Below are 23,507 nucleotides of genomic sequence, written 5' to 3'. Positions count from 1 at the left end.
CTATAAAAAAATATAACAATTTTATATCTATTTGTTATATTTTTATTCAGTAAATTTGCTTTGCTAAATTAAATAACATGAAACCAGACCTATTTCAATCTCCAGATTACTATAACATAGACGATTTGCTAACAGACGAACACAAATTAGTTCGCGAATCTGCACGTGCGTGGGTTAAAAGAGAAGTTTCTCCTATAATAGAAGAATATGCTCAAAAAGCTGAATTTCCTAAACAAATTATAAAAGGTCTTGGCGAAATTGGTGGTTTCGGTCCTTATATTCCTGTAGAATATGGAGGCGCAGGACTAGATCAAATTTCTTATGGCTTGATTATGCAGGAAATCGAAAGAGGCGATTCTGGCGTAAGATCAACCTCATCTGTACAATCTTCTCTAGTCATGTATCCTATATGGAAATACGGAAATGAAGAACAAAGAATGAAATACCTGCCAAAACTAGCTACAGGAGAATTTATTGGCTGTTTTGGTTTAACAGAACCCGATCATGGTTCGGATCCAGGAAGCATGATTACCAATTTTAAAGATATGGGTGATCATTATCTTTTAAATGGTGCCAAAATGTGGATTTCAAATGCTCCTTTTGCCGATATTGCTATTGTTTGGGCTAAAAATGAAGAAGGTCGTATTCACGGATTAATAGTAGAACGTGGTATGGAAGGTTTTTCGACTCCAGAAACGCACAATAAATGGTCGCTTCGTGCATCTGCAACAGGCGAGCTTATTTTTGATAACGTAAAAGTTCCAAAAGAAAACCTTTTACCAAATAAATCTGGCTTAGGCGCACCGCTTGGCTGTTTAGATTCTGCTCGTTACGGAATCGCATGGGGAGCAATTGGCGCAGCAATGGACTGCTATGACACTGCTTTAAGATATGCAAAAGAAAGAATCCAGTTCGGAAAACCAATTGGAGGAACTCAATTACAGCAAAAAAAATTGGCCGAAATGATTACCGAAATCACAAAAGCACAATTATTAACTTGGCGTTTAGGTGTTTTAAGAAACGAAGGAAAAGCTACGACTGCGCAGATTTCTATGGCAAAACGAAACAACGTAAACATGGCGATTACTATTGCTCGCGAAGCAAGACAAATGCTTGGAGGTATGGGAATCACAGGCGAATACTCTATTATGCGCCACATGATGAACCTAGAAAGTGTAATTACGTACGAAGGAACTCACGATATACATTTATTAATAACTGGAATGGATGTAACTGGAATCCCTGCGTTTAAATAATTGATAATTATTAAAATATATACAAAATCAATCTTAAAAAGCTTCTTCTAACAGAGAAGCTTTTTATCTTTGCATTAAAATTTTTTTAAAATGAATATCGAAACGATAAACAAAAGCATACAAACACAAAAAGACCAACTATTACATCATTCTTTATACAATAAGATTCAAAACATAGATGACTTACACAGCTTTCTAGAAACACACGTTTATGCTGTTTGGGATTTTATGTCACTTTTAAAAGCATTGCAGGCCAAACTTACTTGCACAACAACACCTTGGTTTGCAACTAAAAACCCAGAAACTCGTTATTTAATTAACGAAATTGTTCTTGCAGAAGAAACCGATTTGACAATTGACGGAAGAAGACAAAGCCACTACGAAATGTATCTAGAAGCAATGGAAGCTTGTGGAGCCAATACAACCGGAGTTTTAAGCTTTTTATCAGAAGTACATTCGCTTCAAAATATATTTGTTGCCATCAAACAAAGTTCATTACATCCAAATGTAAAATCTTTCCTTGATTTTACTTTTAGAGTTATCGAAGAAGGAAAACCACACGAAATTGCTGCTGCATTTACCTTTGGAAGAGAAGATTTGATTCCGAGTATGTTTACTCAGATTTTGAAAAATTTCCAGAAAAACCTTCCCGATACAGATCTAGCAAAATTGCTATACTATTTTGAAAGACATATCGAATTGGATGCCGACGAGCATGGACCAATGGCTATGCAAATGATTACAGAACTATGTGAAGAAGATGCTCAAAAATGGAAAGAAGTTGAAGAAGTTTCAATTCTTGCCTTAGAAAGACGTATCGCACTTTGGAACGCCATCGAAGAAGAAATCGTGATGAAAACCGAAATGGTTTAAAATAAAATAAATTATTTAACGTAACTCTTTTCTAAAAAATTCCAATAACAGAAACTGTTTTAACAACAGGTAAGTTATTGGAATTTTGTTTTTCATACCTTTGACATTCAAACTGTTGAAAACACTTTCAAATGAAAATTATCGATTTCATTCCAACAGAACAATTAAAGCCTTTTGTCAAAACTTACAGAATTATTCAAAGCGAAGACGAATTGACAAACAGGGTTTTGCCTAGCACTTCGCTAGCAATTGCTTTTCGCTGCAAAGGCGACGTCAATTATATTCAAGAAAATCGGCATGATAAATTACCCCTTTCTACAATTTCGGGTATTCGCAAATCTGTACGATTAATTAATTATGCAAAAGATACGGCAACTCTTGTCGTTCAGTTTAAAGAAACTGGTGCTAAAGCTTTTTTTAAAGAACCGCTTCATGAATTATTTGAAGAAAGTGTTTCGCTCGACAACTTTATTCCAAGGCAAAAAATTGCCATTATTGAAGAACTTTTAGCCGAAGCAAAAACCAACAATCAAAAAATTGCAATTATAGAACAGTTTCTTTTATCGAGACTCCACAATTATAAACCAGACGATTTAATCTCGGCTGCCATTAATATCATACAATCTAAAAAAGGCATCGTTAAAATAAAAGAACTTGCCGATGCACTTTTTATCAGTCAAGATGCTTTTGAGAAAAGATTCCGAAAAACAATTGGATCATCTCCAAAACAGTTTTGTTATGTTGTTCGTATAAAATCAATTATCGATCACAAACAAAAAAACCAAAACCTTATAGATCTGGCTTTTGATGCGGGTTATTTTGACCAGCCTCACTTTAATAAAGACTTCAAATTGTTTACAGGACAAACTCCAACAGAGTTTTTCAACTTTCCTTCATTTTGGTAAATCAATGATTTTTTACAATGATTAGAGCTTCGTAATTCTGAATTTTACATCAATAAAAACAAGAATTATGAAAACAAATCTTTTAATCGTAATTGTCTTTTTGACATTATTCAGCTATAGAACAAATGCTCAATCAACAACAATCAATTCAGAAATTGAACCTAAAAAATCAGAAACCATGCAGCAAATTTTTATCGATAAATTTATTGTTCCTGAGAAATCAAGACAAGAATTTTTAGAACGAGTGCAAATCAACCGAAACTTTATAAAACATTTAAACGGATTTGTAAATGACAATGCTTACGAACGCGTTGATGAAAAAGGCAATTTAATTTACATTACAATTGCCGTTTGGGAAAATGAAACGGTCTTGAAAAGCGCCAAAGAAGCTGTACAAGCTTACTATAAAAAAGAAAGTTTTAATATCTTTGAAATGTTTGAAAGACTTCACATTACTATGGAACGAAATATTTACAAAGAAGCCACAAAACCGTAACTAGTCATTTAACGTAACTATTTGTTTAAAGCGACTAGAATCTAATTGGAACAAATTATGAAACCACATTTTAAACAAATAGTTACTATTATACTTTCAGTATTTCTTTTGAGCTGCAGTTCAGACGAAACTACTCCCACAACTTCTCCACCAGTTGTAACTCCACCTAAAACCACAGAACCACCAATTGCCAGCAAAGTAAATTATTTAGCTTTAGGCGACAGTTACACCATTGGTCAAAGCGTGTGCGCTACATGCCGTTTTCCTGAGCAATTAAAGGCAAGTTTAAACGCCATGTACTCTAGTAGCATTTCTCTTAAAATAATCGCTACAACAGGCTGGACAACATCCAATTTAATTTCGGCCATTGATTCTCAAAATCCAGAATCCAACTACGATCTCGTAACACTTTTAATTGGTGTTAACAATCAATTTCAGCACAGAAGTTTTTCTATTTACGAAAAAGAATTCCCAGAATTAGTCAACAAAGCCATTATGCTAGCCAAAGGCGACAGAAAAAATGTTGTCGTAATTTCTATTCCAGACTACGCGTATACTCCATACGGACAAGCTCTTGCAGGAAATCAAAGCGGTACAATTTCAACAGAAATTAACCAATATAATGCTTTTGCAGAGAAATATTGCAATAACAATCAAATTGCCTTTGTATCGATTACAGAAATCACGCGCGAAGGACTTAACAATCCTATTTTGGTTGCTTCAGATGGTTTGCATCCTTCAGAAGCCGCTTATAGAATGTTTGTCGATAAGATGATGCCTAAGGTTAAAATAGCACTACAGGATTAAGATTTTTTATTTATTAGAAGCAGAAAAACTCATTTTCAAAATCACGTTTAGTCCCGTCCCGATAGCTATCGGGACTGTATCTTTTGTGTTGAACCCCAACACAAAAGGATATCGCTTCTATCGGGGCTAGATTAGACGTTTTCTTTTTCATAAATTTGGCTTTTCGAGAATAATTATAAACCGTATCTTACAAAATCTAGCCTGTTTTTTACTGAAATCTATTTTTCTCTAAAAATTTTAAATACCTTTGAAGTATGAGCACAACAACAAGACCAAGTCATATAGGAAGAAAAATCAGCCGAATTCGTGAGCTGAAAGACATGAAACAAGAAGCTTTGGCACAAGCTTTAGGAATGAGTCAACAGAGTGTTTCTGCTATGGAAAACAGCGAAACCGTAGACGAAGAAAAGCTTAAAGAAGTGGCAAAAGCACTTGGAATGACCGTTGAAGCAATTAAAAACTTTTCGGAAGAAAATATGATTAATTATTTCAACAACTTTTATGATAATAGTAGTGGCGGTAATGGAATATTTAATTCTAACAATTACAATTGCACTTTTAATCCTTTAGATAAATTAGTTGAAGTTTATGCAGAAAAGGAGAAACTTTACGAACGATTATTGCAATCTGAAAAGGATAAAAATGAGTATTTGGAGAAGTTGTTGAATAAGAAATAAGTTTCTTAAAATAAGAAACCACAAAAAAGAGATCTTGTTTAGATCTCTTTTTTATATTACGAAAAGATTTCAAATAAAGAATTTATCGATTAGTTTTTCTTATATTCTCAACGTAATTACTGAAAGGTTTACATGATGGATGATTATCAATTTCCATATTTGCTTTTTCAATTATCTTTTGAGGTGCATCAATTTTATAAAGCATCACCCTAACTCCTGTAACAGTTTGTTTTCCTTGATAATCTGTTTTCCTATAACTAATTTTTAATCCACTTTTTTTCACTATACTTAAAAGAGTTGGAATTACGTGTTGAAAGTTTTTTGGAGATGAAAATGTTAAATCATCAATATATCTAGTATAAGTAATATCATTTTCCTCACATATTTTTATAAGCTCATAATCTGTTTTAAGAAAAAATATATTTGAAAGATGTGTACTTGTCGGAGTCCCTTGTGGCAGTTCACCTTTCCAAGTTGTTAATTTAGTCATATAAAAAGCAAACTGTTTATTATAACCTAATTCAATAAATAAATCGTGAATTTTCTTCGATTTAACTGAAGGATAAAAATCTTTTAAATCTGTTACAAAAACATATTTATTGCCTTGATGTGGTTTTGCATTTGTTATATTACTCTTTCTCTTCACTCCACCATGCACATTCTTTGGCAATTCAATTTTAGAAAGAATTCTATCTTTAATTTTTGACTGAATAAGATTCAATCTTTTTTTTGAAGGTCGAATTATTCGCTCCTTAACAGTTCCATCTAAGTATGTTTTAGGCTTTCCCGTTTTATTATCAATTTTTTGTTCAATACGCTCTCTATAATGATTATCTATTGACTGTATAATCTCATCAAGATCTTTACTTTTCTCACCTATAATTGATGGTAAAAACAATTTATTTTTTATCTCTAAAGAATTCACTAATAAAGGATTTAACGGATGGATTTATAATTGCAAAAGCTTCTCTTTTTTCTGGAGCTACATCTTCTTCATCTAAAGACATAAAAAACAATATGGGCAAAGGAATATCAAGCTTTTGACTTATAACTTTTAAAGTCGATAAATTGGGCTCCTTTGAATTATTTTCTATTTGAGAAAGATATGTCTGAGTGATTCCACAAGATAAAGCAAACTCGTTCTGAGTTTGCCCCTTCTGTTTTCTTGCGCCTTTGATGACTTGACCTATATTCATAATAATTAGTTTAAAAAAATTAAAGGGGTGTCGGGAATTTAGCGATATTGTTTCTAAAATCATGCTTATAGCATTAAATTAAAAAATCTTATTAGAAGAGCGATAATATCTGATACCTCAGATTTGTAATTCTTATCAGTCAATCCTTTTTTATTTCTTAATCTATATAATTTAACTACAGCATCATTTAATAAATTAACATCATTCTCCGATAGAGAGCACTGGTTCTTTGCGATGGTTAAAGCATTTATTAATCCATCGATGTTTTGAAGTCTTGAAATTCTTGACATATTATTTAAGTTTTTAGTAATAGCTTCGTTGCTATCTGCTTATTTAACACTCGTTAATTACTAAATGCGTAGACAATGCTCTCTAGGCACCACTTCAAAATTCTGCTTCTAAAAAAAAGAAACTTTAGTAACAATCAATTTATCTCCTTATTCACTTAAAACTTCCTTTGATCATAATCGAATTGATTTCTCGATTCCTTTCCTTTCACGATAAAGACAGCGGCGCTCTTTTCAGGGGGCGTCGACAGCGTTCAGCAACTTTAGATAATTGTGTCCTAAATCCCTGTAAAGGGTTGTTCAAGAAAATGAACAAAAATTTAAACTCTCCATTTAGCAATTAACTTTCAAAACATGTTTCAAAGAACTATGATGCAAATATAGAAATATATTACTGACAGTTAATAAAAAATATGTTAAAATTTCAAAAAATTTAACAAATCACTTAAAATCAATAGATTAGCACTTAAGAATTAGAAAAACTATACCATCAAAAATAAATTGAGGTTTTCTTATTTAGAAAAGAGAAATTCAGTTGTCAAGTAATCCTTTACAACTCAAACCGCGCAGACTATTAAACTTCAATACATTAAAACAAAAAAACGTAAATTTCTCTAGAGGTATCAAAAAATCTGGCACTAAGAGAATCTTAATAAAAAAACCTCGAAATATACATTTCGAGGTTTGGTATTATTTTTAATTAAAAACTCGCAGAAAGGAAGGGATTCGAACCCTCGATACAGTTACCCATATACTAGCTTTCCAGGCTAGCTCCTTAAACCACTCGGACACCTTTCTAATTTGGTCTGCAAATAACACAAAAAAAACTGACTTTACAAAAGTAAAACGTAAGTTCCTTTTAAATGCTTTTTTTAAATTCTTCCATGAATAGTTTTACGGCTTTTTTCTGGTAACCTCCCATTGTCAGCATGTAGGAATCTCTCTTTGTAGAAACTCCTGTAATTTGAATGGCTTGTAGGCTATCCCAATCTTTTAAAGCCATTTCGGCTACAATTGTGGCCCAATCGCTATTTTCTACCATTTGCAATAATGCGTGAATAGACTGGAGCTCTATCGAAATTTTTGGTTTCATATTAAACTTTTTAAACAATTCTTCGACATATTCTCGCGAATTGGATCCTTTCCCTGGCAATATCAGCGGAATATCCTCTATTTTCTTAAAAGCAATTTTGTCCAAATTGGCTAAAGCATGATTTTTAGAAACCACCATAACCATATTTGAAGTAAATAATGGCACTTTCTGAATCGGCATTTCAATTTCGTGTGATGAAATAACGAATACTAAATCTAATTCGTTATCAATTAACTTCTGTTCTAAAACCTCAGTAGTTCCATACTCGACAATAATCTTGAGATTTTGGTATTTCTTAGCAAATGCATTCACAACAGGCAAAATCAATAAACCAAAAATATACGTCACGCCAATACGTAATTCGCCACCAATCATTTCGTTTAAATCCTCAATGGCCTGTTTTCCGTTTTCTACATTCTCTACTACTTTTTTAGCATGAATTAAAAAAACCGAACCTGCTTCTGTCAATTGCACTTTTTTGCCGATTCGCTTAAACAAAGGCAAACCAAGTTCTTCTTCGAGTTTTTTAATTTGTTGCGAAAGTCCCGATTGGGTTACAAAACATAATTCTGCCGCTTTGGTAAAGTGCAAAACCTCAGCTGTTTTGATAAAATATTGCAGTTGATAAATCTCCATATTGATAAGTTTTACTACTTATTATCAGTAAAATTATTAATTTTTCTAATGCTATCATAATCCCGACCTTTGTATTAAATATTTAGAGTCATGTTTAAAGCCTTAAAATCAAAAAATTTCAAATTATTTTTCTACGGTCAATCGGTATCCGTTATCGGAACCTGGTTGCAAAAAACAGCAGTAAGCTGGATGGTTTACAGCATTACAGGATCTGTTTTTTTATTAGGTTTGGCAACTTTCTTAAGTATGATTCCGTCTTTGTTTCTGGCACCTTTAGCAGGAAGCATTATTGGGCGTTATGACAGACATAGAGCGATGATGGTATTGCAATCTTTGGCAATGCTTCAAGCTGGAGCTCTAGCCTTGCTAATTTATCTTAAAATTTACAATATCAATTTTATACTTGCGCTAAGTCTTATTCAGGGAATTATCAATGCTTTTGATATGACGTGCCGTCAAACCATGATGATTGATATTGTTGATAATAAAGAAGATCTCCCGAATGCTGTAGCGCTAAACTCTACCATGAATAATTTTGCCAGAATTGCAGGTCCTGCTCTTGCTGGAATTATCTTGCATCAATATGGAGAAGATATCTGTTTTATTGGAAATTTCGTGAGTTATGTTCCTGTCTTGATTTCATTAATGATGATGAAAATCACTCCACATATTAAAGCCGAAAATAAGCTGAATATGCTAGATGATTTAGTAGAAGGTTTAGATTATGTAAAAAAAGAAACCGAAATGGCCAGAATGCTTTTAATGCTTACCTGCAGCAGTTTATTCGTCATTTCTTTTAATACTTTGATGCCGGTTTTTGCAAAAGATATCTTTAACGGAAATGCCGAAACTTTCAGCTGGTTTGAAAGCGCTGCCGGAATTGGTTCTGTTTTGTCTGCAATTTATTTGGCCAATCTAAAATCTGCTGAAAACATGAACAAATTGATGATCTCAGCAAGTTTACTTCTTGGTTTCAGCGTAATTATTCTGGCCCTTTCAAGCAGTATTACAATTGCATTGATCTGTATGACTTTAAGCGGAATTGGAATGATGGGACAAACTTCTTCTATCAACATTTACATTCAGACTCACAGTACTGTCAATATGCGCTCAAGAAGCATTAGCTACTACATGATGGCTTATCAAGGAATGATTCCTGTGGGAAGTTTAATTATTGGATATGTTTCTCACTTTTTAGGTGTAAGAGCTACAGTCGCTGTTCAGGGAATTATCTGTATTATTTCTGTAATCGTTTATTTGTATTACAAAAAACATAAAGCAATCGAAGATTTGGAAACTTGCCCGGTTACTTATAAAAATTCGAAGTTTTAAGTTTTAAATTCCAATTGCATTTTGTCATCCTGACGGAGGAAGGATCACACTAGTAATTCCGCATGCAAAATAACCCATCTTTGTCGAGTTTCTTGTGTGATCCTTCCTCCGTCAGGATGACAAAATGAAACGGTTAAGTGAAATTTTTTTAAATAAAAAAATCCCAAATTCCAAATTTAGATTTTGAAATTTGGAATTTGGAATTTGGAATTTGGAATTTGGAATTTGGAATTTAAAAAATATTGGAATTTAAATTTAAGATATTTCCCCGCGAAGTGCAGTTTCAAAAATATCTTTAAACTCATTTTGAGGAATATTATGACCAAGCAAATACATTAATTTAGTAATTGCTGCTTCTGTCGTGATGTCTTTTCCTGAGATCACTCCAAGTGATTTTAAAGCTGTACTGGTTTCGTATTGTCCCATATTCACGCTTCCGCCCGAGCATTGCGTTACGTTTACGATATGCATTCCAGATTTGATTGCTTTTTCTATTAGGTTTAAAAACCAATCTTCTGTTGGAGCATTTCCTGAACCATAGGTTTCCAGAATGATTCCTCGTAAACCTTTCGTTGAAAGAATGGAAGCTAGAACAATTTCACTCATTCCAGGAAACATTTTTATAATCGCAACGTGATTGTCTAATTTTTTATGAACGATCAGTTTTGCATCTTTATTTATTGGAAGAAATAAATGCTTGTTTAATTTTAAATGAACACCAGATTCTACCAATTCAGGATAATTTGGCGCTGTAAAAGCTCTAAAATGTTCTGCATTTACTTTAGAAGTTCGGTTTCCGCGGTATAATTTGTATTCAAAATACAAACACACTTCTGTAATAACCGGTTTTCCGTTTTCTTGAAGAGAAGCAATCTGAATTGCTGTAATCAAGTTTTCTTTTGCATCGGTACGCAAATCACCAATTGGCAATTGCGAGCCTGTAAACACAACTGGTTTGGCCAAATTCTCGAGCATAAAGCTTAATGCCGAAGCCGAATACGACATAGTATCTGATCCATGTAGCACTACAAATCCGTCGTAAGTAGTGTAATTTTCCTCGATAATGGTGGCAATTCTTGTCCACATTTCGGGATTCATATTAGAAGAATCAATTGGATGTTCGAACGAAATTGATTCAATTTCGCAGTCCAATTGTTTAATTTCTGGTATTTTCTGAATTAATTTACCAAAATTGAAGGCTTTAAGCGCTCCAGTTTCAAAATCTTTGCTCATACCGATAGTTCCTCCGGTATAAACCAATAATATTTTTGATTTAGATGACATCTTGGTATTTCAATTTATTGACAACAGGGTTAGCATACATAGCCAAGAATCCTTGTCTTGTCACAGGATTATCGCTTCCGATACGCATTTCTAAACGACGCTCAAAAAGCTGCTTTTCGCTTTCTTTATACTTGTGAGCAAACTTGTCTGTTTCGTTTAAAATATCGTAAGCAATAAAGTTTGTTGGCCATAATTGGTAGTTTTTCAAAATAACATCATCAATAGTTTGTGCCAAAGCTTGAACTTGCTTGTTTGCATTATCGTTTTCAGCCACAATCTGATCGATTTCTGTATCTAGAACATCGCCAACAGAAATGTGTATTCTTTTCTTCGTTCCCATGATACCACTTAAAATGGTCATGAAATCTTCATTTTTGTCTTTTACGTAAACCTCATTATTTGCTTCTGCCATTAATTGCGGCATTTTCAAAACATCGGTAGGATCGTATTCGTAAGAAATAGAAACTGGAACAATTTTTAATTTCTTAAAATAATCCATTAAGTTTTCTTCGTCAGAACCCATTCCGATCATTTTTAAAACTCCTGGATTGGTTTCGTCATTTCCATCTTTTGTTCTTCCTTCTCTTTGGGCAATCCAAACCGAACGATTTTCGCGAAGGAGTAATTGTCCCATATATTCAGACAACAACTTTGAACTTTGCAGCATTTCACGAGGCGTTAATCCTCTTAAAACCAAAAAGTTTCTATTTAATTTTGCTAAAGTTGCCAAGAAAGCTTTCTTTACTAAATTATCTCCAATTGCCGAAGCAGTCATCACCAAACCATGTTCGAATAAACAAACATTTAATAATGTTGTATCCAAAAGAATATCTCTATGATTCGAGATAAATAGATAAGAAGTATTGGGTTCTAGTTTCTCAAAACCTGAAGTTGTAAGACCCTCAGAACTTTTTTCTAAAACTTTCTGGATTGTATTGTAAATAAAATTGCATTGAAAATCACGAATAGAATGTGTTTTCTTTAATTGTTCCTTCCAAACCTCATCTTCGACATCCGGAAAAGTAAAGTTCATCATGGTTTTCATCATAGGATGATTTACTACACCATGAAGTGCTTCATTTATTTCGGAATCATAAAACGGTCGAATGGCATCAAATCTCTGCATTATTTATTTGGGTTTAAGTGGGCAAAAGAACAAAAAAAAAATTAAAGTTTTGTAAGGTACAAGTTAAATCCCGAAAACGTCTTTAGAATTCTGGGTTGTAATTGCTGCAATTTCTTCTGTAGAAACACCATATACATCGGTTAATTTATCGATAACGTTGACCAAATAACTGCTTTCGTTTCTTTTTCCTCTGTAAGGAATCGGAGCTAAATACGGCGAATCTGTCTCCAAAACGATGTGTTTTAAATCGATTTGATTTAAAAACTGATCGATTTTTCCGTTCTTAAAAGTAACAACGCCGCCAATTCCTAATTTCATTTTGTAGGAAATCGCACGTTCTGCTTGTTCTAAAGTTCCGGAAAAACAATGAAAAATCCCAAATAAATCTTCAGATTTTTCTTCTTCTAGCACTTCAAAGATTTCATCAAAAGCTTCTCTGCAATGAATTACAATGGGTAATTTATATTGTTTTGCTAACTGAATTTGTCTTTTAAAAGCGATTTGCTGTTCTTTTAAATGGGTTTTATCCCAATACAAATCGATCCCGATTTCGCCGACAGCATAGAATTTTCTTTTAGATAATTCTGCTTCTACATGCGCCAATTCTTCCAGATAATTATCTTTTACGTAGGTGGGATGCAAACCCATCATTAGAAATACATTTTCGGGATAGTTTTTCTCCAAATCGTACATAGACTGCGTAGCGGCGGCATCAATTGCTGGAATAAAAAAACGAGTAATTCCGGCATCAATTGCGCGCTGAATCATGGCGTCACGATCCTGATCAAATTCTTCAGAATATAAATGCGTGTGGGTATCGGTAATAATTGGTGTTGAATTCAAGACTATAATTTTAAAGCGCCAAAATTACGACAATAATAAAAGAATAGCAATTTCGTAAATGGGACACGGATAAAACGGATTTCACTTTCGTGAAAACGCTGATTTTAACTGATTTTCTCTTTTTTATAAATGCCTAAAAATAAAAAACCTTTGTCAAAGCTTGGAGCTTTGACAAAGGTCAGAATAATAATCACCTAATTTTTGTTATTCTGAAGAACAAAGGGCCTCACAAGAAGCGTCGAAAAGAAAACCCCCATTTTTTCTCTCGATCAGCTAGTGTGACCCCTCGTTCTTCAGTATGACAAACGAGGCTTTATTTTCCCGTTTCTATATATAGCAAAGCCCGTTCCAAAACTTCATCTTTGCCTTGTTGAATACCTAAAATTGTTGGTTTTACCTCAATATCGGGTACGATTCCTATACGTTGGGTTTCTCTTCCGTCTGGGTAGTAAACGCCAATACCAGAGAAATTAGTATGATAGCCACTAAAATCAAATTCAAAAACATTTCCGTCCGCTCCAGCAGTCTGACTTCCAATAATTGTGGTATTCCCAGCTGTTTGAAAACACATCGCCGTCCATTCTGACTGGCTTATAGAATCTTCATTAAGCAATACAATTACTTTTCCTTTGTAATTGTCTTTATTTTCAAATCCCGCTTTTCTTCCTTCTTCCCAAATATACTTTCCTGGATAATTTGGATATGGATAGGTATAAAGGCAAAATTCTTTTTCTTCAGAATTCAAAAAATTACCAATTTCTCCAAAAGTTCCATTTGGATAATTTCTCATATCAAAAACTATAGCTTTTGTCGATTTCAGAGCATCAATCATATTAGGAACATTTTTGGGTTTAATAACTCCCATGTTTACGTAACCAATATTATTGTCCAAAAGTTTAAATTTATCTTTCTTTATTTGTGCTCCTTTTTTATACTCATTTCGATGTGAATCGTGATAGTTAAACCAAGTCATTGACTTTGTTTCGTATTTTCCATCTTTCAGGAATTCTACATTTACCTTTTCAGATTCACTCACTAAAATTGTGCGCAGAACTTTATCCAGAAAAGCAACCTCGTTTGAAGCAGAAACAATATCTCTTTTCTCTTCAATAATTTCTCTAATGCTCTTATCGTTTATTTTAGTAATTACAGTTCCAATTTTAATATTGTCGACCTCTGCAAGACTATCTCCCAAAATCTCGGTAATTACTAATTTTTCATCTATTACTTTACCTGTTGCTGGAAAATAATAAAAACTCTTTTTTGCTGTTTCAGACGGGTAAATATGAAACTGGACATGAGTATCATTGAGTTTTGCAGCCGCTTTTCTCAATACTTTATAAAAATCTTCTGGTGTTTTGGATTCAACAACAGAAGGCAATAACTCATTTAAAGTTTTATCCCATCTCTGATCCATTATGTATTTGTATGGATAATAATATTCTACCACATTCCAATACGCATAAAACATTAAAAACTTTGAATTTTTATTAGTGTAATCAAGATTAAAATAGTTTTTTAAGTTTTTAAAACCGTCAAAACTTGGTCCAAATTCTTCATTACTTTGAAATCTATTTTCTTCGATAAATTTTAATTTTTTTGAGAGCCTTTTAGAAAACAATTTGTCATTGAACCAGCTTAGATCAAAGTTCTTATCAAAAAATTTAACCTCTTTTGGAGTAACAATTGGAGCAATTTCTTTTACTGGTCCCAAATCATCAATCCAATTTTCTAAGATTAAAGAGAACTCTTCTTTAGTTTGTGCTTTTTCTATTAATGGCAATTTCTCCAAAAGCTGATTATCCCAATTCAATTCTCCATTAGCCACTTTTGGATGATAATATTTTAAGAAACCCCAAATTTTGCAAGTCGCAGCCAACTTTTCAGTCTCGGTAATTTTATTGAAACTAAAAATGGTTTGCGAACAAATAAAAAGAAACAACAGGATAACTTTTTTCATTTTGGTTTTAATGGTTAGGTTAAATTGATTTTGGGCTATTCCTTAAAAAAGAAAATCGAATTTAGAACTAAAATTCCAAATTCGATTGAGGTTTTCCGTAAAGAGATAAAATTTTTCTTAATAATTAATTTTTATTCCAATTCTTCTAGCAGTTGTTCTACGTCATCATAGCCTTCATAGTCTTGCGAAATAGTCTGTAAAATGGCTTTGCATTCGTTATATTTTCCTTGTTTTAGCTTAGATAAAGCCAGATTCCACTTTGCTTTTTCTTTGTAAATAGAATTTCCAGCTTCCAATTCTTTAAAAATGGTTTCTGCTTTTACGTATTTGCTTACCTGCAATAATGAAACAGCATAAAAATATTTTATTTCGTCTGAATTGTTTTCTTTTAAAATCATTTCAAAAATCGGAATCGCGGTATCATATCTTTTTCCGTTAAAATTATTTTCTGCTTGTTTTAAAATTGCTTCAGAAACCCCTCTTTCTGTAAAATAAGCACTTTCTGGATGGTTATAATCTTCAAAATTAGGATAATGTCTATAATCGAAGAAAAACAATCCGAACATTACAATTATAGAAATTGCTACGGCAAAATACCAAGGTTTAAGCGACGCTGTTTTATGTTTCTTTTTATTGAAATATTTATCGGAAATTTTAGTCAGGTTTTCTTCAAAAGCAATTCTATCCTCTATTTCCAGTTTGTTTTCGTTTCCATAATGCTTTTGTTCTTCTTCAAATTTTTCTGTTTGAGCAATCAATTCGTGAGCAGATTCATTAACAGATACCACGTTTTCATAAATTGTCACATCCTTATGGGCAGAATTTTTCAGTTCGTTTAGCCAGCGTCTTTTACAGAGCAAGAAAAAATAAGCATCAAATGGACATGTTAGGTGAAGTTTTCCTGCTTTCGCCTGATTAAAAAGCAAAACCATGATTTCGTGAACCACATCCTGCGCTTGATCTTTGTCTCCAGAATTATTGGTTATAAACTGGACCACTTTGGGCGCAAACTTTTTATATATCATTTCAATTACTACCGAGTCATTTGCAGCAAGTCCGTCGATATATTTTTGATCAGGATGAATTGTATTTAGATCCATAAAAAAGCATTTTATAGCTAATTTAAAAAAAAGAATCCTAAAAATCTTAAAAAACAAAAGGTAACCACATTATAATCAACTGCATATAATCAAAAAAACTTCATTAAAAAGCTAAAAAAAAGAAAGGAATAAAATGAGAAACGACCTACCGTATATTTCGGAACTCCTAAAAGGCTTGCAATTATATCTTTTGCATATCATTAGTTTTTTGGGTTTAATTGCTTTATTTTTGAGTTTCAATCAATACGTAGGAATGGAAAATCTTCACGAAATTCTCAAAATAGAGAAGTACAAAAAAATAAAGTTTAAAATAACCAAAACACAGCATTTACTAATTAAAGCTAAAATTAATGGCTATTCTGGAAATTTTATTTTAGATACAGGCGCATCAAATACTTGTGTAGGTTTTGAGTCTATTGAACGTTTTGAACTTGCTGCAAAAAATTCTAAAACAAAAGCTTCTGGAGCTGGCGGGACTGGAATGGCAACACAGATTTCGTCTCAAAATAAACTGCAATTAGGCAGCTGGAAAAGTAAAGATTTTAGCATTGTCATTTTTGATCTTTCGCATGTAAACGAAGCATTAGAATCGTACAAGGCAAAACCGGTTCACGGTATTATTGGTGCCGATGTTTTATTGCAAGGAAAAGCAATTATTGACTATTTTAACCATTATTTGTATTTAAAATAAGACAATCCCTTTTTTTGATATATTTGTTGAGCTATTTTAACAAATATATCTGTATGAAAAAAACTCTACTTTGTTTTCTCTTTTTATTGCCTACTTTAATTTTTGCTCAGATTAGCAAACTTGAAACCTGCCAAAATTATCCTTTATTTAATTTGACTACTAAAAGTGCGGAATTAATTGGAAATTTAAATCCATTGCAGACAACCGTCAGCTATCATCTAAGTCTTGAAGACGCTAATAATAATATAAATGCAATACCAGATCCTGTAAGGTATTCTTCTTATAATCCTCGCACTATATATGCCAGAATAAATAATAATGGCACTATTAGCATTAACTATTTTGAGTTAAGTTTCTATCCCTCTTTTGAAGTTCAATATCTCACAACTGCAATAACTTGTGATCAACCAAAATCACAAATTATGATAGTTGGGCCAGGAGGCAATACCACTTATTATTATTCTCTTGATTATGGAGAAACTTACAAGCCAACAAGTTTCTTCTATTTAGATCCTGGAAACTATACAGTTCTGATTAGAGACAGTAAAAATTGTGCACCTCTCAATAATCCTTTACACATACAAGTAGGCAGCTATACTCCATTGATTGCAAATGCAACTGTTACAGAAGGTGTTAGTTGTGGCGATAAAGATATTGTTACAATCACAGGAACTGGAGGGGCATCTTTTTATACTTATTCTTTTGATGGCATAAATTATTTAAATTCAAATACATCAAGCGATTTAAAAGCTGGAACTCATACTGTATACATAAAAGATCAAGTTGGATGTATTGCTTCAACAAACGTTACAGTCAATCAATATAAATCTACTTTATCTTCAATGGCTGCGATAACCAATACTACTTGTAATAACAAAGGTTCAATTAAAATTGTTACTGAAGGCGGAAAACTGCCATACCAGTATTCTATAAATGGTGCTCCTTATATAACTAATCAAACATCTAACTTTACTTTAAACAACTTAGAACCAGGCGCTTATTCTATAACAACAAAAGATGATGCAAACTGTACATTTACACAAAACATTCTTATAAGACAATATAACCCAATATCTGTTGATTTAACAGCCAAAAATGTATCCTGTAAATCAGCAGCAGACGGATCAATTGAAGCAAATGCAACTGGCGGTGTTTTTCCCTACAAATTCCAACTTAGAAACGCCATTGGAACTCAACTAACAGACCCGCAATCGTCTAATATTTTTAAATATTTAGGAGTGGGAGATTACACTGTTGATGTTATTGATGCCGTAAACTGCAGTATAAGATCATCAATAATACATATAAGTGAGCCTGATCCAATAATTGTAAGTGCAAATATTGAAAATCAGACCATAACTGTAAATGCAGTTGGAGGAACTGGAAAATATCTTTATTCTTTAGATCTTTTCGAACGTGTGACTAATAATGTCTTTACAAATGTAAGTTTTGGAAATCATGAAATTTATGTTATCGATGAAAATGGCTGTTTCACCATGTTATATATAACGGTTAATCCGCCAGCTCCAATAATTGATGGAAAAACAGAAATAGTTTTAGAATTCAAGTCTGGGCAAACTTTAGGTGATCTTGTTATTAATGGTCAAAACATTAAATGGTACAGTAGACCAGGAACTTCTCCAACCGGAAAAACAAGTAAAGTTGCCATAGAACCTTCTTTACCATTGTCTACGGTTTTGGTTGATGGTGTAACTTATTATGCTTCTCAAACTATAAACGGAATTGAAAGTAAAGAACGTCTTGCTGTAACTGCAAAATTAAACGGTTCGCTTTCTACTCCAGATTTTGACTTGACTGGTTTTCAGTTTTACCCAAATCCTGTAAAACATATTTTAACGATTAAAAACAAATCAATAATTGAAGACATTCAAATTTTCTCTGTTTCAGGACAAGCTGTTTTATCAAGAAAAATAAATAAAACAAATTATGAAATTGATTTGTCAAATCTTGCTAAAGGAATGTATATTTTAAATATAAAATCTGACGGAAAAGAAAAAGCTGCAAAATTCATTAAGGAATAAAACTTCACCAAAAATAAAAAAAGCCTTCATATTTAAATATGAAGGCTTTTTACTTTAAAATATAGCTTTTACTGTTTCTTTTCTATTTGTGGAACAGCATGTTTTTTCAATGAAAAATAAGCAACAACTGTACTTAACAACATTAAAACTCCTCCTAAAATAAAAGGCGCTCCAGCAAATTTAAACGGTGCATCATCGTGCGTAAAAAAGTAAAATGTATTGGCCATCATTGGCGGACCAATAATAGAAGAAGCACTCATTAAACTGGTTAAAGTTCCTTGAATTTCTCCTTGCTCGCTTGGTTCTACTTTACTTGCAACAACAGATTGTAGTGCTGGTCCAGCAATTCCGCCAAGACAATACGGAATTAAAAATACAAACATCATCCAGCTTTCTGTTGCAAAAGCAAACAACAGCATTCCGACTGTATATAAAGCTAAACCAATGTAAATACTTTTCTCGTTTCCAATCTTCGGATTGATGTATCTAACCAATCCACCTTGCACAACTCCTACCAAAAGACCGATTATTCCTAATGAGATTCCGATCATTCTTTCGTCCCAATTAAATTGATAAATGGTAAAGAAACTCCAATTACTTTGTACGGCATGAGAACCTACATACAACAAAAATATTGCAGCAATTAAACCAATTAAAGTTGGATATTTTCTCAAACCTAAAATAGCTCCAATCGGATTGGCACGTTTCCAATCAAAAGGTCTGCGGTTTTCTTTTTTAAGAGATTCTGGTAAAATAAAAAATCCATAAAGAAAGTTTACCATACACAAAATGGCCGCAGCATAAAAAGGAACTCGTGATCCGTACTGACCTAAAAGCCCTCCAATAACTGGTCCGATGATAAATCCTAATCCGAAAGCAGCGCCGACTAATCCGAAATTCTTAGCTCTATTCTCAGGAGTGCTGACATCGGCAATATAAGCCGAAGCGGTTGTAATACTCGCGCCGGTGACTCCAGCAATAATCCTTCCGATAAAAAGCCAGATAATGGTTGGCGAGAACGCCAGTAAAATATAATCTAAAGAAAATCCGAAAAGGGAAATTAAGATGATTGGTCTTCTTCCGAATTTATCACTTAAATTTCCAATTACAGGAGCAAATACAAATTGGGTTATCGCATACGCGAAAGTTAACCAGCCGCCTATTTTTGCCGCTTCGCTGATGTCTCCATGAATCAATTCTTCGATTAATTTTGGTATTACAGGAATAATAATCCCCCATCCTGTAATGTCTATTAACATGGTTATGAAAATAAAACCAATAGCTGCAGACTTATCTTTTTGTAGCATAATTATTTTAGTAAGGTGATGCAAATAAACATATTTTTCAATTAACAATAGAAAAATTCCAAATCTCAATGTTTAAATCCCAAAGTTCAAATTCCAAATTCCAATTTAATAAACGCGGATTTCTTTCAATCTGATCTTCCCCAATATTCATCATTTTTATTAACATAGCCCGTGGTTTCAACCACGGGAGACGTATTATATGTATGGTGTACTCGTGGTTGAAACCACGGGCTATATTTTAATACCCATAAAAAAATCCCAAATTCCTAATTGAAGGAACTTGGGATTTTAATGGGGAAATTCCAATTTCGGACTTTGGAATTTCTATTGAAAATCAAAACTATTAATGTGTATGTTTCGGATTAAAACCATCTTCGCTTAATTCTGTATGCTCATAATCGGCATGCATTTCAGCTTCGTAATCGATTTTTTCTCCTTTAGAGAACTTACGGATAATTTTCTCCATAATGTCATAGATAACTGGTACAACAATCAAAGTAAGGAATAATGATGAAATCAAACCTCCAATGATTACCCATGCTAATCCGTTTTTCCATTCAGCTCCTGCTCCAGATGCTAATGCAATTGGGAACATACCAAACACCATCGCAATTGTTGTCATCAAGATCGGACGTAAACGAGCGTGGTTTGCTTGGATTAGGGCATTTCTAATTGATTCTCCCGCTGCTCTTCGCTGATTGGTATAATCGACAAGCATGATCGCATTCTTACACACCAGACCAATCAACATGATTACCCCTAAGATCGTAAAGATATTTAAGGTATTGTTTGTTAATGCCAGTGCAAATAAAACTCCAATGAACGAAAGCGGAATTGCGAACAATACGACAAACGGGTGAACAAAACTGTCATATAATCCAACCATTACAAGGTAAACCAAAATAATAGCGGCTAATAATGCAATTCCTAAAGTACCAAATCCTTCTGATTGGTTCTCTTGGTCACCACCCCAGATGTAATTAACTCCTGTTGGTTTTTGCAATTTATCTAATTTCGCCTGCCATTGCTGAACGATTGTTCCTGCTGGAACCCCAACGTTCTGACCTTGTACAGTTACAGAAGCTGTTTTATCTCTACGCTCTAATTTACTTGGTCCAGAACCTTCAGAAATTGTTGCAAATTGGTTTAATTTAATCTGTTGACCAGCATTGTTGATGAAAATCAAATTACTAACGTCTGTGATATTTTTTCTATCAAATTCGTTGTATTTAATGTTGATGTCATATTCGTATTCACCAGCTCTAAATTTACCGTCTGTGTTTCCACTATAAGCAGTTTGCATCGTTAAACCAACTGTTTGAAGTGTTAATCCTAAAGCAGCCATTTTATCTCTGTCAACTTGAACGTTGATCTCTGGGTTTCCGTCCTCAACTGTTAATTTAATCTCAGTTGTTCCAGGAATTGTACGTAATTCTGCTTCGGCAAGTTTAGCAAATTTCATTGCGCTTTCTACGTTCGGACCTGTTACGATCAAACCTAAAGTTGCATCCTCCGCAGTACCTAAGATACCTACCGGAACTGTTTTTACTTTTGCACCAACTAAAACTTTTTCTAGTTTACGTTTTACTTTTGCAGCGTACACGTTGGCGTCGTCTGTACGATCTTTTTGATCGATCATTTTAACGTCAATCTCAGCTTTGTATGCCGTTGCCTGAGCAGCTCCTAAACCTTCACTAGTTTGTCCAACTGTTGTAATCTGGCTGAAAACATATTTCTCTCCTTTTAAGAAAGCTTCTGCTTTTTGCGTCATAAAGTTAGTCTGCTCTAACGAAGCATCTTTTGGCATCTCGATTTGTACTAAGAACTCCCCACTATCAGATGATGCGAAGAACTCTCCTCCAATATATCCGCCTCCCATTAACCAGAAGATCGTACCAAAAAACATTACTAGAATAACTCCCATTGTTTTAATGTAGTGATCTAAACACCAGTTAAGCAAGTTTGATACCCAGTTTGTAAAACGAGTCAAATAACTTTCGAAACCAAGAATAATTTTTCCGAAAAGGTTTTTACCTTCAATGTGCTCTAATTTTCCAAAACGAGAAGATAACCATGGAATAATCGTAAATGAAGCCAATAACGAGAACATTGTAGAAATAATTACCGTAACACAAAACTGTGTAATAATGTTCGATACTAATCCAGTACTCATCGCAATTGGTAAGAACACTACCACAATTACTAATGTAATCGAAGTTACCGTTGCACCAATTTCGGCAGTTCCATCATAAGCTGCACGGATTCGGCTTTTACCCATCTCCATATGTCGATAAATATTCTCTAGTACCACAATCGCGTCATCCACAAGAATACCAACAACAAGAGATAAACCAAGTAAAGACATTAAGTTAAGCGTATAGCCTAATAAATAAATTCCGATAAATGTTGCGATCAAAGATGCTGGAATAGATACCATTACGATCAAGGAGTTTCTAATACTGTGCAAGAAGAACAACATTACGAAAGCTACCAGAATAACCGCAATTAATAAATCGTGTACAACAGAATCTGCTGCTTCAAGAGTAAAGACTGTACTGTCTTTTGCTACTTCCAATTTCAATTGAGCCGATTTATAATCGTTCTCTAAAGTCTTAATTGTCTTAATCAATTGCTCACTTACCGCAACGGCATTAGCATCTGACTGTTTTACAATTTGAAGTACAATCGCACTTTTTTGATCTACACGCGCAATTTTCTCTGCGATTTTTTGCGTATCCTGAACGTCGGCGATATCTCCTAAACGAACTTGGATTCCGTCTTGTGAAGAAACTACTAAGTTTCTTAATTCATCTACGTTTTTATATTTACCCGCTAAACGAATTAATATTTTTTGGTTACGAGTTTGAATGTTACCCGTTGGGAAATCCAGATTCGAAGTTAAAATAGTCTGCTGCACCTGAGGAACTGAAAGTCCGTAACCTTGCATTTTTACTGCGTCAAGGTTTACTTGAATCTCACGCTCTTGACCACCAATAATGTTTACCTGAGCAACCCCTTGTACACGAGATAAAACTGGAGCAATCTTTTTATCGATCAAATCGTAAAACGCTGCTTCGTCCATTTTTCCATTCGCACCAAGCGTCATAATTGGTAAATCACTCAAAGAGAATTTAGTCAATGACGGTGGATCTGCATCGTCTGGAAGATCACTTAAAATGGCATTAATTTTACGCTGCGCATCGTTCATCGAAATATCAACATTTGCATTTGATGTCAATGTAATCGATACTACAGAAAGAGATTCATAAGATTTAGAATCAATTTTCTTGATATTTTCCAGAGACGCAATCGCATCTTCAATTTTCTTTGTTACTGTATTTTCAACCTCACTTGGAGAAGCTCCAGGATATACAGTTGAAACCGTAATAACGTTGGTTTCGAATTTTGGGATCAGCTCGTAGCCTAATTGGCTGTAGCTGAACAATCCACCAAGAGTCAGAATTGTAAACAATACAATTACCAACGACGGACGTTTTATGGATATTTCGGCTAATTTCATATATCTTATTTTTGGCTATAAGCTATATGCTGTAGGCTTTAGGCTTTTATTAAAGGCTTAAAGCTTATGGCTTAAG

20 protein-coding genes and 1 tRNA gene are annotated in these 23,507 nt (G+C 33.6%); 9 read left to right on the top strand and 12 right to left on the bottom strand.

Features of this window, described 5'->3' with window-relative positions; all coding sequences use genetic code 11:
* Positions 1 to 77 precede the first annotated feature (77 nt).
* The 6 genes from BSF41_RS11795 to BSF41_RS11770 all read left to right on the top strand — a co-directional run bounded on the left by BSF41_RS11795 (position 78) and on the right by BSF41_RS11770 (position 5,014).
* Positions 78 to 1,256, top strand: coding sequence for an acyl-CoA dehydrogenase family protein (locus BSF41_RS11795; RefSeq protein WP_095929690.1), 1,179 nt, complete (start codon positions 78 to 80; stop codon positions 1,254 to 1,256).
* A gap of 90 nt (positions 1,257 to 1,346) precedes the next feature.
* Positions 1,347 to 2,129: a DUF3050 domain-containing protein gene (locus tag BSF41_RS11790; RefSeq protein WP_095929689.1), complete on the top strand. Its 783-nt coding sequence runs from the start codon at positions 1,347 to 1,349 to the stop codon at positions 2,127 to 2,129.
* A gap of 131 nt (positions 2,130 to 2,260) precedes the next feature.
* The gene (locus BSF41_RS11785) at positions 2,261 to 3,034 is read left to right on the top strand and encodes a helix-turn-helix domain-containing protein (RefSeq protein WP_095929688.1); all 774 of its coding nucleotides are present in this window, start codon (positions 2,261 to 2,263) and stop codon (positions 3,032 to 3,034) included.
* 67 nt (positions 3,035 to 3,101) lie between these two features.
* Positions 3,102 to 3,530, top strand: a complete 429-nt coding sequence (locus BSF41_RS11780) for a hypothetical protein (RefSeq protein WP_095929687.1) — start codon at positions 3,102 to 3,104, stop codon at positions 3,528 to 3,530.
* 57 nt (positions 3,531 to 3,587) lie between these two features.
* Complete coding sequence (locus BSF41_RS11775; protein WP_095929686.1) at positions 3,588 to 4,337, top strand: SGNH/GDSL hydrolase family protein; 750 nt, start codon at positions 3,588 to 3,590, stop codon at positions 4,335 to 4,337.
* Between the two features lie 254 nt (positions 4,338 to 4,591).
* On the top strand, positions 4,592 to 5,014 hold the full coding sequence (locus BSF41_RS11770; RefSeq protein ID WP_095929685.1) for a helix-turn-helix domain-containing protein: 423 nt from the start codon (positions 4,592 to 4,594) through the stop codon (positions 5,012 to 5,014).
* An 82-nt stretch (positions 5,015 to 5,096) separates the two neighbouring features.
* Here BSF41_RS11770 and BSF41_RS11765 read toward each other — a convergent pair whose 3' ends face one another.
* The 5 genes from BSF41_RS11765 to BSF41_RS11745 all read right to left on the bottom strand — a co-directional run bounded on the left by BSF41_RS11765 (position 5,097) and on the right by BSF41_RS11745 (position 8,226).
* A complete protein-coding gene (locus BSF41_RS11765; protein ID WP_172426896.1) occupies positions 5,097 to 5,939 on the bottom strand; it encodes a reverse transcriptase family protein in 843 nt (280 codons plus the stop codon).
* On the bottom strand, positions 5,914 to 6,210 hold the full coding sequence (locus BSF41_RS11760; protein ID WP_172426895.1) for a helix-turn-helix domain-containing protein: 297 nt from the start codon (positions 6,208 to 6,210) through the stop codon (positions 5,914 to 5,916). The genes BSF41_RS11765 and BSF41_RS11760 overlap by 26 nt, the downstream gene beginning before the upstream one ends.
* A gap of 65 nt (positions 6,211 to 6,275) precedes the next feature.
* A complete protein-coding gene (locus BSF41_RS11755) occupies positions 6,276 to 6,500 on the bottom strand; it encodes a hypothetical protein (RefSeq protein WP_095929682.1) in 225 nt (74 codons plus the stop codon).
* A gap of 708 nt (positions 6,501 to 7,208) precedes the next feature.
* Positions 7,209 to 7,295 (bottom strand) — tRNA-Ser (locus BSF41_RS11750).
* A gap of 61 nt (positions 7,296 to 7,356) precedes the next feature.
* The gene (locus BSF41_RS11745; RefSeq protein WP_095929681.1) at positions 7,357 to 8,226 is read right to left on the bottom strand and encodes a LysR substrate-binding domain-containing protein; all 870 of its coding nucleotides are present in this window, start codon (positions 8,224 to 8,226) and stop codon (positions 7,357 to 7,359) included.
* A gap of 90 nt (positions 8,227 to 8,316) precedes the next feature.
* Between BSF41_RS11745 and BSF41_RS11740 the strand changes: the two genes are divergently transcribed.
* Positions 8,317 to 9,558 (top strand): MFS transporter, encoded by a 1,242-nt coding sequence (locus BSF41_RS11740; RefSeq protein ID WP_095929680.1) that lies wholly within the window; start codon positions 8,317 to 8,319, stop codon positions 9,556 to 9,558.
* A 255-nt stretch (positions 9,559 to 9,813) separates the two neighbouring features.
* Here BSF41_RS11740 and BSF41_RS11735 read toward each other — a convergent pair whose 3' ends face one another.
* The 5 genes from BSF41_RS11735 to BSF41_RS11715 all read right to left on the bottom strand — a co-directional run bounded on the left by BSF41_RS11735 (position 9,814) and on the right by BSF41_RS11715 (position 15,871).
* The gene (locus BSF41_RS11735) at positions 9,814 to 10,842 is read right to left on the bottom strand and encodes an asparaginase (RefSeq protein ID WP_095929679.1); all 1,029 of its coding nucleotides are present in this window, start codon (positions 10,840 to 10,842) and stop codon (positions 9,814 to 9,816) included.
* Complete coding sequence (locus BSF41_RS11730) at positions 10,832 to 11,968, bottom strand: 1-acyl-sn-glycerol-3-phosphate acyltransferase (RefSeq protein WP_095929678.1); 1,137 nt, start codon at positions 11,966 to 11,968, stop codon at positions 10,832 to 10,834. The genes BSF41_RS11735 and BSF41_RS11730 overlap by 11 nt, the downstream gene beginning before the upstream one ends.
* 63 nt (positions 11,969 to 12,031) lie before the next feature.
* A complete protein-coding gene (locus BSF41_RS11725) occupies positions 12,032 to 12,811 on the bottom strand; it encodes a TatD family hydrolase (RefSeq protein WP_095929677.1) in 780 nt (259 codons plus the stop codon).
* Between the two features lie 313 nt (positions 12,812 to 13,124).
* On the bottom strand, positions 13,125 to 14,771 hold the full coding sequence (locus BSF41_RS11720) for a S41 family peptidase (RefSeq protein WP_095929676.1): 1,647 nt from the start codon (positions 14,769 to 14,771) through the stop codon (positions 13,125 to 13,127).
* 131 nt (positions 14,772 to 14,902) lie between these two features.
* On the bottom strand, positions 14,903 to 15,871 hold the full coding sequence (locus BSF41_RS11715) for a tetratricopeptide repeat protein (RefSeq protein ID WP_253251813.1): 969 nt from the start codon (positions 15,869 to 15,871) through the stop codon (positions 14,903 to 14,905).
* Between the two features lie 253 nt (positions 15,872 to 16,124).
* Between BSF41_RS11715 and BSF41_RS11710 the strand changes: the two genes are divergently transcribed.
* Both BSF41_RS11710 and BSF41_RS11705 read left to right on the top strand, forming a co-directional pair.
* A complete protein-coding gene (locus BSF41_RS11710; RefSeq protein ID WP_095929782.1) occupies positions 16,125 to 16,562 on the top strand; it encodes a retropepsin-like aspartic protease in 438 nt (145 codons plus the stop codon).
* Positions 16,563 to 16,615: 53 nt separating this feature from the next.
* Positions 16,616 to 18,604, top strand: a complete 1,989-nt coding sequence (locus tag BSF41_RS11705; RefSeq protein ID WP_095929675.1) for a T9SS type A sorting domain-containing protein — start codon at positions 16,616 to 16,618, stop codon at positions 18,602 to 18,604.
* A gap of 68 nt (positions 18,605 to 18,672) precedes the next feature.
* Here BSF41_RS11705 and BSF41_RS11700 read toward each other — a convergent pair whose 3' ends face one another.
* Both BSF41_RS11700 and BSF41_RS11695 read right to left on the bottom strand, forming a co-directional pair.
* Entirely contained in the window at positions 18,673 to 19,911 is a 1,239-nt protein-coding gene (locus tag BSF41_RS11700; protein WP_095929674.1) for a TCR/Tet family MFS transporter, read from the bottom strand.
* 343 nt (positions 19,912 to 20,254) lie between these two features.
* Positions 20,255 to 23,431: an efflux RND transporter permease subunit gene (locus BSF41_RS11695; RefSeq protein WP_095929673.1), complete on the bottom strand. Its 3,177-nt coding sequence runs from the start codon at positions 23,429 to 23,431 to the stop codon at positions 20,255 to 20,257.
* Between the last annotated feature and the right edge of the window lie 76 nt (positions 23,432 to 23,507).

The sequence above is a fragment of the Flavobacterium sp. ACN2 genome (genome assembly GCF_002303885.1).
Classification (GTDB): Bacteria; Bacteroidota; Bacteroidia; order Flavobacteriales; family Flavobacteriaceae; genus Flavobacterium.
The sequence above is the reverse complement of the archived record's forward strand: the minus strand, read 5'-3'. Positions and strand labels throughout refer to the sequence as shown.